Source organism: Psychromonas sp. MB-3u-54 (assembly GCF_002836415.1).
Classification (GTDB): domain Bacteria; phylum Pseudomonadota; class Gammaproteobacteria; order Enterobacterales; family Psychromonadaceae; genus Psychromonas.
This window is the reverse complement of the sequence record NZ_PJBP01000111.1, coordinates 18,570-33,604: the sequence shown is the minus strand read 5'-3', so window position 1 is coordinate 33,604 and position 15,035 is coordinate 18,570. Positions and strand designations below refer to the sequence as shown.

Genomic DNA, 15,035 nt, shown 5'->3' with positions numbered 1-15,035 from the left:
GCTCATTTGCTCGCAGCTCGTCGCTCATTTGCTCGCAGCTCGTCGCTCATTTGCTCGCAGCTCGCAGCTCATTTGCTCGCAGCTCGTCGCTCATTTGCTCGCAGCTCGTCGCTTATTTTATCTGCTGCAGGGCTGGATGAGTCTTAAAGAGTGAATATTTAGTTTAATAACAGTGCAGCGCGAGGATGGCGGAATAGTTGTAGAATATAAAAAGAGAAATGATTTTATCATTTCTCTTTTTATTGGGGGTAAGTTATAAACAAACAGGTTTTAAATAAACAAATAAATCCTTCGCTGCTTTTGCAGGTTTTTCTAATTTCTTTTCCTTATTTGCCTGACGCACAAGTTGACGCAATTTTTGACGATCAAGTTGTGGGTATTCTGCTAATAACTCCTCTACTTTATTATCCCCAAGCTCGATTAACTGATCTCTTAACAACTCTAATTTTTGTGTTGCATGGGTTAACTGCTGATGTTTATTGTTCAGTTTATCAAGCGCAGTTTGAATCACGTCAATATCTTCGGTTCTGAGTACTTTACCTATGTATTGTATTTGACGGCGCAGTGCTTCGTGCTTACCACTGATTTTATGGGCAACAGAAATAGCATGAAAAAGTGATTCACTTGCGGGTATCTGAGCCAGTTGTTTTTTATTTAATTCAACTAATTCACGACCAATCAATTTCAGGGCTTCAGCATCACGTTTTATTTGCGATTTACTGATTTCATCCTCAACAACTTCTACAACTTTTTTATTCATAAATTTATTTTCTATCACAGTTAAATGGAATAATTACTTACATGATAACATCATCACAAGAAGCTTGCTTTAAAGCATGTTATTCTATTATACGCGAACGATTCTAAAATGCAGTATTCACTGTATCAAGAGGTGATTTCAGCATGATAAGTGCGTGTCATAAAGTGGCTAATAACATGATCTTGTTGCCGGGAAAGCTTATTGGCGAAACATTGTTAGCTGATTTTTATGGCGACCTCTTATTAATCCGGAATTTGTTTTTTAACTGATTCGGATATTTTCACGATCAAATTTTATTTTATTCTAAGTGGTGTATAAATCATGATTGAACAGAAACAACAACTCGAAAATGCGGTTAATGAGGCATTAACATTTGCTCAGCAACTTGGGGTTAATCAGGCTGAAGTTGCACTCGGAAAGGCGACGGGTATTTCTGTTAATACACGCTTGGGAGAGGTCGAAAACATTGAGTTTAATCATGATGGTGCGATGGGGATCAGCGTGTATGTAAACCAATGTAAGGGCAGTGCATCAACGGCTGATTTAAGTTTAGAAGCAATTCACTCAAGCGTTAAAGCTGCTGTCGATATTGCCAAGTTTACCAGCGAGGATCCGTTCGCCGGTTTATTGGATCCTGAATGTTTAGAAAAAGCACCACTCGATTTGAATCTTTATCACCCTTGCAACTATACGACTGAAGAGTTTTTGGCGGTTGCCAAAGAGTGTGAGGAGATCGCATTATCCAGTGACTCGCGTATTGTGAACTCTGATGGGGCAGCATTTAACAGTCATTCAAGCCTTAAAGTGTATGGTAATACCAATGGTTTCCTGCACAGTTATGCAAGCAGTAGTCATAGTTTGAGTTGTGTGTTAATTGCAAAGCAGCAACAGGAGATGCAACGAGATTATAGTTACACTAGCGGGCGGGACGTTAAGGATCTATTGAGCGCAAAATGGGTGGCAGAAGATGCTGCAAAGCGTACTTTAGATCGTTTAGGCGCAACTAAAATAAAAACCCAAGAAAGTGCCGTTATTTTTGCTCCTGAAGTGGCTACCGGCTTATTTGGACATCTCGTTGGCGCAATCAGCGGAATGAGTTTGTATAAAAAATCGAGTTTTTTACTGGATAGTTTAGGGACCAAAATATTTCCTGAATGGATGCAAATTTCGGAAAATCCGCATATCATGAAAGGCCTCGCCAGCGCGCCCTATGATCAGGAAGGGGGCAGAACCATTCAGCGAAATATTGTTGAAAGTGGCGTACTGCAGACCTATTTATTACCAGGCTATGCTTCCCGTAAAATGAAAATGGAAAGTACAGGCCATGCCGGAGGCATTCATAACTGGCATATTAAGACGGGTGATTTAGATTTGCCCGGGTTATTTAAAGAGATGGGCACTGGGCTCTTTGTTACCGAGTTGATGGGGCAAGGTGTGAATCTGGTAAGTGGTGATTATTCTCGCGGAGCGAGCGGTTTTTGGATTGAAAATGGGGTGATTGTTTGTCCTGTACATGAAATTACCATTGCGGGAAATTTAAAAGATATGTTTATGGGGATTGAAGCGATCGGCAATGATATTGATCCGCGCAGCAGCCTTAAAACAGGCTCTATTTTAATTAATAAAATGAAAATAGCCGGTCAATAATATTAAAAAAATACAAATGAGCCTATTTTAAATAGGCTTATTTGATGTAAATATTATTTTTTATGCACAATAAATGCCTTCGGGTAATCATTTTTCATTTCAGCCAATATTTTTTCTGCTCTTAACTGACTGTTAAAGGGTCCTAAACGTAATTTGTAAAGTTTATCTTTTTCAATAAATAAACTTTTTACTTGATATTCAGCGCGGTGTTTTTTACCTAAATCCTCAGCTTTTCCCTGTGATGAGGTGACTAAGTACTGAATGTAATAATCGCCGTTAAACTGATTGCTCAAATCTTCCTGTGCAGGGAAATGGATAAGTTGAATTTCAACTTTTGCCGTGCCCGTCTTTAGAATATCCAGTTTATAGGCTGCAGCGTAAGACAGATCAATAATTCGTCCTTTATGAAAGGGCCCCCGGTCATTAACCCGCACAATAATCTGTTTGTTATTTTCTAAGTTAGTTACCCTCACATAACTGGGTAAAGGTAAATTTTTATGAGCCGCTGTCATTGAAAACATGTCATAACGCTCACCATTTGAGGTTAAATGGCCATGAAATTTATTACCATACCACGAGGCTCTGCCCCGTTCGCGCAGCGTTGTAATACCCGTCAGTACCTCGTAATCAATACCACGTACAGTATAATCTTTATTACCACCACGAGAATAAGGTTCATAACGAGGATTAACATTCTCAACATGACCCAGAGGGGGCGTTTTATCCGGGCGGTGATCATTCTCTATTTGATAACGGCCCGTCGCAGTATCTTGAGAGCTGCATCCAATAAGCATGATCGGCAGCAGAAATAAGAGTGATATTTTAAATTTTCGCATTTTTTATTAGCTCGTATTAAAACGTTTATGAGTATCGATAGACATTAACACCCCAAAACCGGCTATTAAAGTAACAATTGAGGTGCCTCCATAACTTATTAACGGCAAGGGGACGCCTACTACGGGTAAAATACCACTCACCATACCAATATTAACAAAGACATAAACAAAAAAAGTGAGGGTAATACTGCCTGCTACTAATTTCGTGAAAGCATCCTGGGCTTGGTTTGCTATCCATAAACCACGCGCAATGATAAACAGGTAAATGGTTAACAGCATTAGAATACCGATAAACCCAAACTCTTCTGAAAAAACAGAAAAGATAAAATCGGTGTGCCGTTCAGGTAAAAATTCAAGCTGAGATTGTGTGCCTTGTAACCAACCTTTACCCGAGAAACCACCCGAACCAATCGCTATTTTGGACTGAATAATATGATAGCCCGCGCCGAGCGGATCAGATTCAGGATTAAACAGGGTTAATACACGACTTCGCTGGTAATCATGCATTAAATAAAACCACAGGACGGGAACAAATGCGACCACAGCGGTAGCGGCTACGGCAAGATACAGCCATGAAATTCCCGAAAGGAAAAGTGCAAAAATACCGGATGACGCGACTAATATAGCGGTGCCTAAATCGGGTTGTACGGCTATTAGAAGGGTCGGAACCAGGACAATTAGCAAGGATACAAAAATCTCTTTTAAACGCGGCGGTAAATTATATTCACTTATATAATAAGCGACCATAAACGGCATAATCAGTTTCATCATTTCAGACGGTTGAAATTTTGTAAAACCAAGGTCTAACCAGCGTTGCGCGCCTTTGCCCGTATGACCGAAGACCAAGACTGCGATCAGCAGTAAAATAATAATAACAAAAATAGCCGGTGTCCAGCGTTGGTAAATTTCAGGGGGGATTTGCGCTATTACAAACATCACTGCGAGGGCAATGGCTAAACGAATGACTTGCCTGATTAGCATCTCGTAACCAGCAACAGAATATAATATGGTCAGGCTTAAACCCATTAAAGAAAATAATCCGATCAGTAGCAGCGGATCTATGTGTAAACGATAAAAAATGCTCTTTTGAGCTTGAGTACTGAGCATTATTATAAGCCTGCCGATTGAGTAGTAGGAGAGGGTGCCCTATTGTCAAAATATTCATCAAACAAAGAGCGGACAATCGGAGCTGCGTGACTGCTACCGCCCCCGGCATTCTCCAGAACAACACTGGCTACAATTTCGGGATCCTTAAAGGGGGCAAATGCCACAAACATTGCATTATCCCGATGACGCTCTTTCATGCTATCGGCATCATAGGTTTCATCTTCTTTGATACTGATAACCTGTGCCGTACCCGATTTACCGGCGACAGAATAGGAGGTGCCGGCAAATGCTTTATCGGCAGTACCGGATTTTTTACTGGTAACGGCATACATAGCATCTAAGGCGACTTCCCAGTAATGAGAATCTTTTAGCAGGATCGGTTTTTGTGCTTCTCGCGCCGGTGTAACAGTACTGTCACCTGAAATAATGGATTGCAGCATATGCGGCTCTATTACTTTACCTTTACGGGATAAAATGGCCGTGGCTTTGGTAAGTTGAATCGGTGTAACCGTCCAGTAACCTTGCCCGATACCCACTGATATTGTATCGCCGTCATACCATTGTTCGTTAAATCTTGCTTTTTTCCATTCGCGAGAAGGCATGATTGCTTTTGTTTCTTCACCTATATCAAGACCACTATAATTGCCAAAACCAAATTTCTTCATAAAAGGACTCATGCGATCAATGCCCGTTTTATAGGCCGTTTGATAAAAGAAGGTATCACAGCTTTGTTCTATGGCCTTGTGAACATCAACTTTACCGTGCCCCCAACGCTTCCAATCACGAAAGCGGCGCTTAGAATTGGGTACAATCCACCAACCAGGATCGAATATTTCTGTTTGTTCGGTGATGACACCTGCATCTAACGCGAGCAAAGCCATTTCTGGTTTAATGGTTGAGGCTGGCGGATAGCGTCCCTGGGTGGCCCGGTTAATCAGTGGACGGTCTTTTGATTGCAGGAGAGCCTGATATTCCCGCTGACTTATGCCTTGTACAAAAAGGTTAGGATCATAACTTGGACTGGACACTAAGCTTAAAACGCCGCCGGTGTTGGCATCCAGTATAACCACGCTACCGCGATTTTCACCCAATAATTGTTGTGCTTTTAATTGCAGTTTGACATCAAGGTTTAAGATAATGTCTTTGCCCGGAATAGGAGGGGTAAAGCTAAGGGTACGTATTACTTTCCCCCAACTGTCTACTTCAACTTGACGTTGTCCGGGTTGCCCATGTAATAAATCTTCATAATATTTTTCGATGCCCAGTTTACCGATATATTCAGTTGCCCGGTAACGTGCGCTTTCGCCCCGCTCTTCAATTTGTCGCAGGTCAGTGCTATTAATTTTGGCGATATAACCCAGGGCATGGGTAAAAGTATCAGCAAAAGGGTAAAAACGTTTAAGATTCGCTTGAATCGAAAATCCTTTAAATCTATGTTGATTAACGCTAAAAAGAGCGACTTCTTTTGCGCTTAATTGTTGGCGAATTATGATCGCTTTAAAGGATCTTGCATAACGATTTTGCTCGTGAAAACTTTTAATTTCTTGATCCGTCAATGCTAATAACTTTTGTAGCTCAAGCATATTGTCATCTAAATTTTTTGTTTTATTAACGATCACCTGCAGATTATAAACTGGCCGGTTCTCGGCAATAATGATGCCATTACGATCATAAATAAGGCCTCTGTTCGGCGGAATCGTTTGTACACTTATACGGTTGTCATTGGAACGAGTTTGATATTTTTGAAAAGAGGTTATTTGCAGGTAATAGAGGTTGCTAATTAACACCCCAATTGCAATGACTATTGCAATAAAAATCACCAGAGTACGGCGCATAAAGAGTGCGGATTCTGCGGAATGATTCCTTATGGGGATGCGTTTTTTAACCACTTAGTCTTATTCTCTATGGTATGGGTGGTTAATCGTTAAAGTAAAAGCGCGATATAAACTTTCGGCGACGATAACTCGCACCAAAGGGTGGGGCAAAGTTAACGCTGAAAGTGACCAGCGTTGTTCAGACTTTGTTATACATTCAGGCGCAAGCCCTTCAGGACCACCGATTAATAAACTAATATTTCTTGCATCTAACTGCCATTTGCCCATTTCATCGGCAAGCTGTTCAGTTGTCCATGCTTGTCCCGTCACTTCCAGTGTGACGATTTTATTACCTTTGGGGATTGCTGCGAGGGTTAACTCTCCCTCTTTTTTCAGAATACGTTTTATATCCGCATTTTTACCACGCTTTCCAGCATTGATTTCCAGCAATTCAAGTTGCATCTCTTTTGGAAAGCGTCGCGCATATTCTTGGTATCCTTTTTCAACCCAGTCGGGCATTTTTGTGCCGACTGCGATTAGCTGAATTTTCATTAAGCAGAATGTTCCCAAAGCTGTTCAAGTTGATAAAACTGTCTTGTTTCATCCTGCATAACGTGGATGACAACATTACCGAGATCCAGTAATACCCAATCACTGTCCTCTAACCCCTCGATACCTAATGGAGCTTCACCGGCATTTTTGGCTGCCAGTGCAGTTTGTTCTGCGACAGAACGGACGTGACGTTTAGAATTACCAGTACAGATAATCATAGTATTAGTGACATCTGAGGTTGCAGAAACATCGATTACGGTAATATTTTTCGCTTTGAAATCTTCAAGCTGTTGTAATACAAATTTTTTTAATTGTGCGTCTTGCAAAGGGAATTCCTTTCATAATGGAGTTAAAAATTTAATCAGTTACACAGTATAACACGACCAATCTCTGCCGGGATAGTCTTGATGATCATTTGACCTTTTTATATTAACACCAATCGATTCAATCACCCTTCCTTAACTAGATCCGCTGTTAAATAATTGGATCCTTTCCTTGCAAAAACGTCATAGTTTATTAAACTTCTGGTAAAATGTGGGGAATAGTGTATAAAAGTGGATCATTTCCTCCAAATTATCGCCTTTTCACTCACATAAAAAGATGGATTTTACATAATCATGTTGCGTGGCGCGAATGCAATTAATCTTGATACAAAAGGAAGAATCGCTATTCCAACTCGATATCGAGATTGGTTGAAGGATACTTGTCAAGGTCAATTTGTCTGTACTATCGATATCCAGTCGCCCTGCTTACTGATCTATCCGCTTAATGAATGGCTATTGATTGAAACAAAATTACGTGCTTTATCGAGTACTAATCCGCAGGAGCGTCGTTTACAGCGTCTTATTTTGGGATATGCAACGGAAAGTGAATTAGATAAAAGTGGGCGAGCTTTAATCGCACCAACCCTCAGGCAACATGCAAAACTACAAAAAAAAGTGATGTTGGTGGGGCAATTAAATAAATTTGAATTGTGGGACGAAGATATGTGGAATCAACAGATAAAAAATGATTTAGAGGACGGGTTGCCGACAGGAATAGAATTAAGTTCAGGGTTAAGGGAGTTTTCACTTTAATGGCAAAACATACAACAGTATTACTGGATGAAGCGGTTAACGGCTTAGGTTTAAAAAAAGACGGCATATATGTTGACGGTACCTTTGGACGAGGGGGGCATTCTCGACATATTCTTGCCCAGTTAGGTGCACAGGGGAGATTAATAGCAATAGATCGTGACCCGCGTGCGATTGAAGCCGGCGAAGCGCTGATGATTGAAGATCCTCGTTTTACTATTGTCCATGGTCCCTTTTCCGGATTAGCTGAATATATAAAAGAATTAGGGCTCGCAGGAAAAATAGACGGTGTGTTATTAGATCTGGGTGTTTCTTCGCCTCAACTTGATGATGCTGACCGTGGTTTTAGTTTCATGCGTGATGGTCCGTTGGATATGCGCATGGATCCGACCTCGGGTATAAGTGCAGCACAGTGGTTGGCAAAAGCGGATGTCGATGACATCGGTTGGGTATTAAAAACCTTTGGTGAGGAAAAGTTTGCTTACCGCATCGCCCGGGCTATCGTTGCGGATCGCACCGAAACACCTTTTTTACGCACGCTGCAATTGGCACAATTAATTGAACGTCTCTGTCCGAAAAGAGAAAAGAAAAAACATCCGGCAACACGCAGCTTTCAAGCTATCCGGATTTATGTCAATAGTGAATTGGAAGAGATCCATAAAGTACTTGATGGCGCGCTGGAGATATTAGCTATTGGCGGACAGTTATCGGTGATCAGTTTCCATTCTTTAGAAGACCGGATAGTTAAACGTTTTATACGTAAACAGGAAAAAGGGAGAGAGTACCCCCCCGGTTTACCCTTAACAGAAGCCCAGATGCAGCATGGCAAAACGCTCAAATCTCTTGCTAAAGCACTAAAACCAAGCGCGGAAGAAATTACTGAGAATGCACGAGCACGGAGCTCTGTGTTACGTGTTGCACAGAAAATAGCCGAGCCTGAGAGCGAATAACTTGATCGCACTCAATACGCATTTGTTGTGCTTAATAGCGGCCGATTTACGCAAACATTTTTTTTCTGTTTTGGTTGGAATGCTGATTGTATGTAGCGCAATTTACAATGTTTATACTACTCATAAAACGCGTGGACTGGTGACCCAAATAGAGCACTTATTACAGGATAAAGACGACTTAATGATGGAGTGGCGAAATTTATTAATTGAAGAGCACACTTTGGATGAGCACAGTCGTATTCGTCGTATTGCGCTTAAAAAATTGTCCATGTCACAGACAACAAAAAAGAACAGTGTATTGGTGGAACTGCGATGAAAATAAAACGGCATTTGAAAAAGCAAAAAATGACCCTAAAAACACCCGGGAAAAATGTCTATGAGACCTTTTCCTCGTGGCGTTATATCTTTGTTTCAATTACGGTCGCGACCATTGCATTGCTGTTAATCAGTCGCTTAGCTTATCTGCAGATTATTGAACCTGAATATTTAACCAACGAAGCGGATAAACGTAGTTTACGGATCACAGAATCAGTGACGCATCGTGGCAATATTGAAGATCGCAATGGTGAAGAGTTAGCTATCAGCGTACCTGCCTATGCAATTTGGGCAGATCCTAAAAGAGTTAAATCGGCATTCGCTTTTACTGAGCAGGAATGGTTAGAAAGTGTTGTTGTTAATCCCAAAACAGGCAAGGAGACAGCCAGCAAAACGTTTTTCTATGAGTCAAAAAAATGGTCCGCTCTCGCTGAGGTTTTGGATATTGAGCTGGATCAACTTGCTGAGATTCTCCAAAAACCAAACTCCCGATTTTCTTACCTTAAACGCCAAGTAAACCAACAGATTGTAGAATATATCAACCAGCTTAATTTAACCGGAATCTCCGAACAGCTTGAGTCACACCGTTTTTATCCTACAGGCGAAATTAATGCCAATATTTTAGGCTTAACGGATCTTGATTCTCAAGGTATCGAAGGCATTGAGAAAAGTTATAATCGTTATCTGCAGGGGCAAAGTGGACAAAAACGCGTACGTCAAGATCGTCTGGGTAACGTTATTGATAATATCGAAGTTCTTAAAGTTAAAAAAGCGGCGGGCAATTTACAACTTAGTATTGATCAGCGGATTCAGGCGGTTGCTTACAGTGAACTAAAACGTGCTATTAAAATAAATGATGCAACATCGGGATCGATTGTTGTTTTAGATGTGAATACGGGCGAAATTTATGCGATGGTAAATTCCCCGTCCTTTAACCCCAATGATCGTGCCCAGTATCAGCCGTACAAACTAAGAAATCGTGCTATAACAGATACCTTTGAACCGGGTTCAACGGTTAAACCCTTAGTGGTATCAAGCGCCCTTATTTATAAAAAAACCGATATTGATGAAGTCATAGATACTTCACCGGGTTGGATGCGTATCGGTGGCCGCCGGATTCGTGACGGTCATAATCTGGGGAAAATAGATCTGGCCATGATTCTAAAAAAATCCAGTAATATTGGTGTCAGTAAACTGGCCCTGCGCCTGCAACCGGATCAATTACAGCAAACCTTTTCTGACTTTGGCTTTGGTAATTATACCGGCATTGGTTTAATTGGAGAAAGTTTTGGCCGTTTGCCCCTGCGTGGCCGATGGTCTGATTTTGAGTTGGCGACCATGTCCTTCGGGTACGGTATAACAACGACCACCCTGCAACTTGCTAGAGCCTATGCCATTTTAGGCAGCGGCGGAGTGCAATACCCGATCTCGATATTGAAAAATGCGACAGCGGCACGGGGAGAGCAGGTTATTCCAAATAATATTGCCCGGGAAGTTGTTTCAATGATGGAGGGCGTCAGTGAAAAGGGGGGGACGGCGCCTAAAGCAAAAGTCGAAGGTTACCGAATTGCAGGTAAAACGGGGACTTCACGTAAAGCGGTAGCGGGTGGTTATGGCGATGATTATGTCTCGGTTTTTGCCGGATTAGCACCTGCAAGTAACCCGCGCTTTGCGATCGTTGTGATGATTAATGAGCCGCAGGGTGACCGCTATTATGCGGGTGATGTGGCTGCGCCGGTTTTTTCAACGGTAATGAAAAGTGCACTATTATTAAGTCACGTTCGTCCAGATGATGAAAATGACAGCTATACCTATTTAGAGTCAAATTAATGATGCTTAACGACGCGCAGATAATGTTATTGAATGATTTGATGAAACCTTGGTTAAGTGACTATGATCCTTCGATCAGCATATCGGGTTTAACCTTAGACAGTCGTCAGATTTTCCCGGGTTACCTGTTTATCGCGCTGCAAGGCGTGCAATATGACGGGCGTTTGTTTATTGAACAAAGCATCAAAATGGGCGCTTGTGCTGTTTTTTCGGAAACTAAAAACAGATCCGAGCACGGTCGAATAACCATAAAATCAGGTGTGCCGGTATTTGAAGTTTATAAGCTTGCGGCTATTTTAAGTGCACTCGCCTATCGTTTCTTTTTTGGGCAAAGCAAGTTGCATAAAGTGATTGCGGTGACCGGAACCAATGGAAAAACAACGATAGCAAGCTTGTTAGCTGACAGTTTTATGCTATTAGGTAAACAGAGCGCGCAAATGGGCACTATTGGAAACGGTTTATTCGGGCAGTTAAAAAGCAGCTTAAATACAACCTTAGATGCTATATCGGTATTTTCTGAGTTGCATTGTTATCAGCAGCAGGGCGTTGAATATACGATAATGGAAGTCTCCTCTCATGGATTGGACCAGGGTCGTGTCTCCGCTGTACCTTTTTTTAGCGCAATATTTACCAATTTAACCCGCGATCACCTTGATTACCATGGCTCGATGGAGAATTATCATTTAGCTAAAAAAACCTTATTTGAAAAATATCCTCTCAAGCAACGTATCATTAATACCGATGACCCGATCGGCGCTAAGTGGTTAAGTGATTTTCCCGATGCTATCGGTTATGGTTTTCATGCCGAAGCCTTAACCGATAAACAATCTTACCTGCGGGTAACGGATGTTGATTATCATGCTCAAGGTGTCACTTTCGCATTTCACTCAAGTTGGGGAAAGGGCTCCGTATCTGCCCCCTTTTATGGTGATTTTAATGTGTCAAATTTGGCTGCAGTCGTAACCCAATTATTAGTCGAAAATATCAGCATAGAACAAGTGCAAACAATCTTTCCTCGATTAAGTACAGTGCCCGGGCGAATGGAGCAGTATTACTTTGCGAAGCAAAATATCACGTTTGTGGTTGATTATGCGCACACACCCGATGCATTAGAGAAGGTATTATTGGCACTGCAAAAACATAAATCTTCAGGTCGTCTTATTTGTGTTTTCGGCTGTGGTGGTGACCGTGATACGGGAAAACGTCCACAAATGGCTAAAATTGCAGAGCATTATGCTCAAAAAGTGGTGTTGGTTGATGATAATCCGCGCACGGAAAATGCTCAGAATATCATTAAAGATATATTGCCAGGTTTTACCCGGCCCGATGAAGTCAAAGTGATTCATGATCGCAAGCAGGCGATTAATTTTTTATTAGATTCAGCACAATCCGATGATATTGTGCTGCTGGCCGGAAAGGGACATGAAGATTACCAAATTTTTGGCAAGCAACGGGTGCATTATAGCGATCGAGAATGTTTAGCTGCACTGCAAAAATCAGCTGCATCCGGTACATAAATGAACATGATCAAAAAATGACTGTCAGACCACAGCGAGCATGCATAATAACAATAATAAAAAAAAGAAGAAGGTATCAAGATGATCAGGCTAACACTTGCTGAAATAGCCAAAGCAACCGCCGGGCAGGTAATTAATTGTGAGCACTCGAAGACTGTTTTCAATAATATCAGCACCGACACAAGAAAAATTCAATCTGGAGATCTGTTTATCGCACTGCGCGGTGAAAGCTTTGATGCGCACCAATTTTTAGATAAAGCCGTGCAACTGGGGGCGGGGGCATTATTAATTGATCAGAAAACAGGAATAGATTTACCCTGTATTCTGGTAAAAGATACGAGAATCGCTTTAGGCTTATTAGCGAGTTATGTCAGACAGCAAATAAGTGGGTTAAAATGCGCTGCTATTACCGGCAGTAATGGTAAAACCACCACCAAAGAATTACTCAGTGCAATACTTTGCTGCCATGCGGGTGACAGTGAAAGTGTGTTGGCAACAGCGGGTAATTTTAATAATGATATCGGCTTACCCCTTACTTTATTGCGTTTAACCGACAAAATACGTTACGCCGTGGTCGAGTTAGGTGCTAACCATTTAGGTGAAATTGCCTATACGGCACAACTCACAAAACCCGATGTGGCATTAATCAATAATGTGATGCCTGCTCACCTTGAAGGTTTTGGATCGCTGCAGGGTGTTGCACAAGCAAAGGGAGAGATCTGGTCAAGTCTCAGTGAAACCGGGATTGCAGTGGTGAATTTAGATGCCGATTTTGCCAGTGAATATTTAACGCAATTGAAAAAATTAAACAGACGAGTATTTACTTTTTCGAGTGAGGGTAGAAAAGCGCAGGTTGGTGCGTCAAATATTGAGTTTTCAGCCTTAGGTAAGGCTTCTTTTGAGCTTAATGTGATGCTTCATGGGGATCCGCAGATAATCTCTATTGAATTGAACTTAGCTGGATTACATAATGTCAGTAATGCACTTGCTGCCGCTACCATGGCGATTGCCTTAGGCTGTAATTTGAAGGAGATACAGGCGGGTTTAAGTGTCGTTAAACAGGTTGAGGGGCGAGTTGATAGTCGTCAACTCAATGAATTAGTCACCTTGATTGATGATACTTATAACGCTAACCCCGCTTCTGTGAAAGTGGCTATTGATCTGCTTCAACAATACGCTTCAGCTCATCTTCTTATCCTTGGAGACATGGCAGAGTTAGGCGAATTTAGTGAACATGAGCACCAACTAATTGGTGAGTATGCAGCGCAAAAGGGGATTGAAAAGTTAATGACGGTCGGTAAGCTTACCTTTAAAACCTATCAAGCTTTCAAACAGGCAGGGCAGGGTGAAGCCCTGCACTTCGCTGATAAGAAACAATTAAATGCTTACTTAGAAAATGTATTGTCAGCACAAAACGATAAGTTGACGATTTTAGTGAAAGGCTCGCGTGGTTCAAAAATGGAAGAGGTTGTTAACTCTATCAAGCAGGCTGCAAATAAACTCGGCGCTTGATGTGCTCACAATAAAAATTAATAAATAGGGTATAAGACTATGATCGTCTGGTTAGCAGAATTACTTTCAAGCCAATTTACATTTTTGAATGTATTAACATATCTGTCGGTGCGAACTGTTATGGCGGTATTAACCGCGTTAGCATTTTCACTGTTCTTTGGGCCTAAATTAATACGGTTTTTACAAAAGTTTCAGATCGGTCAAATAGTCCGGGACGATGGCCCTGAATCTCATTTCAGTAAGGCCGGAACGCCAACCATGGGCGGCATTTTAATTCTCGGTGCAATCACTTTTTCAAGCTTATTATGGGCCAGATGGGACAATTCTTATGTGTGGATAGTGATCTTTACAACGCTTGCTTTCGGTGCAATTGGTTTTATGGATGATTATTTAAAAGTTGTCCGTAAACACCCCGACGGTTTAATTGCCCGCTGGAAATATTTTTGGCAATCTGTGACGGCGCTGGTGCTTGCGGTTGTGTTGTTTTTAAGCGCAACAACACCGGCGGAACTCACTTTTGTTATGCCATTTTTTAAACAATATATGCCTTATCTCGGTCTGGCTTTTATCCCTTTAGTCTATTTTACCGTAGTGGGAAGCAGTAATGCGGTTAATTTGACCGATGGTTTAGATGGCTTGGCTATTATGCCGACGGTAATGGTTGCAGCTGCATTTGCATTAATTGCCTATCTGACAAGCCACGTTAATTACGCTCAGTATTTGTATATTCCCTACATTCCTAAGGCCAGCGAATTAGTCATTATCTGCGGCACTATAGTAGGAGCCGGGTTAGGGTTTTTATGGTTCAATACCTACCCTGCACAAGTGTTTATGGGGGATGTGGGTTCACTGTCATTGGGGGCTTTACTCGGTGTTATTGCTGTTTTAGTTCGTCAGGAAATTCTACTGGTTATTATGGGGGGGATTTTTGTAGTGGAAACACTGTCGGTTATTTTACAGGTAGGTTCATATAAAATGCGTAAACGACGCATTTTTAGAATGGCGCCCATTCACCATCATTATGAGAAAAAAGGGTGGCCTGAGCCACGTGTTATTGTCCGTTTTTGGATTATTACGATCGTGTTAGTATTAATAGGATTAGTGACACTAAAGGTACGTTAA

The 15,035-nt window shown here is 41.5% G+C and carries 14 protein-coding genes; 8 read left to right on the top strand and 6 right to left on the bottom strand.

All coding sequences use genetic code 11. The features are described 5' to 3' along the window. Nucleotides 1–253: 253 nt before the first annotated feature. Nucleotides 254–760 carry a ribosome biogenesis factor YjgA gene (yjgA, locus tag CXF72_RS05555; protein ID WP_101037532.1) on the bottom strand — a complete coding sequence of 169 codons (507 nt, stop codon included), beginning with the start codon at nucleotides 758–760 and terminating at the stop codon, nucleotides 254–256. Between the two features lie 321 nt (nucleotides 761–1,081). Here yjgA and pmbA point away from each other — a divergent pair, with 321 nt between their 5' ends. Next, nucleotides 1,082–2,407, top strand: coding sequence for a metalloprotease PmbA (gene pmbA, locus CXF72_RS05550; RefSeq protein WP_101037530.1), 1,326 nt, complete (start codon nucleotides 1,082–1,084; stop codon nucleotides 2,405–2,407). A 53-nt stretch (nucleotides 2,408–2,460) separates the two neighbouring features. Here pmbA and CXF72_RS05545 read toward each other — a convergent pair whose 3' ends face one another. The 5 genes from CXF72_RS05545 to rsfS are packed head-to-tail and all read right to left on the bottom strand — an operon-like array spanning nucleotide 2,461 to nucleotide 7,042. Further along, on the bottom strand, nucleotides 2,461–3,243 hold the full coding sequence (locus CXF72_RS05545) for a septal ring lytic transglycosylase RlpA family protein (protein ID WP_101037528.1): 783 nt from the start codon (nucleotides 3,241–3,243) through the stop codon (nucleotides 2,461–2,463). A 6-nt stretch (nucleotides 3,244–3,249) separates the two neighbouring features. Then, nucleotides 3,250–4,350 carry a rod shape-determining protein RodA gene (gene rodA / locus CXF72_RS05540; protein WP_101037526.1) on the bottom strand — a complete coding sequence of 367 codons (1,101 nt, stop codon included), beginning with the start codon at nucleotides 4,348–4,350 and terminating at the stop codon, nucleotides 3,250–3,252. A 2-nt stretch (nucleotides 4,351–4,352) separates the two neighbouring features. Next, complete coding sequence (mrdA, locus tag CXF72_RS05535; RefSeq protein WP_101037524.1) at nucleotides 4,353–6,239, bottom strand: penicillin-binding protein 2; 1,887 nt, start codon at nucleotides 6,237–6,239, stop codon at nucleotides 4,353–4,355. A gap of 6 nt (nucleotides 6,240–6,245) precedes the next feature. Next, nucleotides 6,246–6,716 (bottom strand): 23S rRNA (pseudouridine(1915)-N(3))-methyltransferase RlmH, encoded by a 471-nt coding sequence (gene rlmH / locus CXF72_RS05530; RefSeq protein WP_011769536.1) that lies wholly within the window; start codon nucleotides 6,714–6,716, stop codon nucleotides 6,246–6,248. Then, on the bottom strand, nucleotides 6,716–7,042 hold the full coding sequence (gene rsfS, locus CXF72_RS05525; protein ID WP_101037521.1) for a ribosome silencing factor: 327 nt from the start codon (nucleotides 7,040–7,042) through the stop codon (nucleotides 6,716–6,718). Before rsfS ends, rlmH begins: the two co-directional genes overlap by 1 nt. Before the next feature lie 291 nt (nucleotides 7,043–7,333). Here rsfS and mraZ point away from each other — a divergent pair, with 291 nt between their 5' ends. From mraZ to mraY, 7 genes are all read left to right on the top strand, one after another. Then, nucleotides 7,334–7,792 carry a division/cell wall cluster transcriptional repressor MraZ gene (gene mraZ, locus CXF72_RS05520; RefSeq protein ID WP_101037519.1) on the top strand — a complete coding sequence of 153 codons (459 nt, stop codon included), beginning with the start codon at nucleotides 7,334–7,336 and terminating at the stop codon, nucleotides 7,790–7,792. Beyond that, nucleotides 7,792–8,739 carry a 16S rRNA (cytosine(1402)-N(4))-methyltransferase RsmH gene (gene rsmH, locus CXF72_RS05515; protein WP_101037517.1) on the top strand — a complete coding sequence of 316 codons (948 nt, stop codon included), beginning with the start codon at nucleotides 7,792–7,794 and terminating at the stop codon, nucleotides 8,737–8,739. Before mraZ ends, rsmH begins: the two co-directional genes overlap by 1 nt. Before the next feature lies 1 nt (nucleotide 8,740). Further along, nucleotides 8,741–9,055 (top strand): cell division protein FtsL, encoded by a 315-nt coding sequence (gene ftsL, locus CXF72_RS05510; protein WP_101037515.1) that lies wholly within the window; start codon nucleotides 8,741–8,743, stop codon nucleotides 9,053–9,055. Beyond that, nucleotides 9,052–10,884 carry a peptidoglycan D,D-transpeptidase FtsI family protein gene (locus tag CXF72_RS05505; protein WP_101037513.1) on the top strand — a complete coding sequence of 611 codons (1,833 nt, stop codon included), beginning with the start codon at nucleotides 9,052–9,054 and terminating at the stop codon, nucleotides 10,882–10,884. The genes ftsL and CXF72_RS05505 overlap by 4 nt, the downstream gene beginning before the upstream one ends. Further along, nucleotides 10,884–12,401 carry a UDP-N-acetylmuramoyl-L-alanyl-D-glutamate--2,6-diaminopimelate ligase gene (gene murE / locus CXF72_RS05500; protein WP_232784890.1) on the top strand — a complete coding sequence of 506 codons (1,518 nt, stop codon included), beginning with the start codon at nucleotides 10,884–10,886 and terminating at the stop codon, nucleotides 12,399–12,401. The genes CXF72_RS05505 and murE overlap by 1 nt, the downstream gene beginning before the upstream one ends. An 81-nt stretch (nucleotides 12,402–12,482) precedes the next feature. Beyond that, nucleotides 12,483–13,913 (top strand): UDP-N-acetylmuramoyl-tripeptide--D-alanyl-D-alanine ligase, encoded by a 1,431-nt coding sequence (locus CXF72_RS05495; protein ID WP_101037511.1) that lies wholly within the window; start codon nucleotides 12,483–12,485, stop codon nucleotides 13,911–13,913. 39 nt (nucleotides 13,914–13,952) lie between these two features. Beyond that, nucleotides 13,953–15,035: a phospho-N-acetylmuramoyl-pentapeptide-transferase gene (gene mraY / locus CXF72_RS05490; protein WP_101037509.1), complete on the top strand. Its 1,083-nt coding sequence runs from the start codon at nucleotides 13,953–13,955 to the stop codon at nucleotides 15,033–15,035.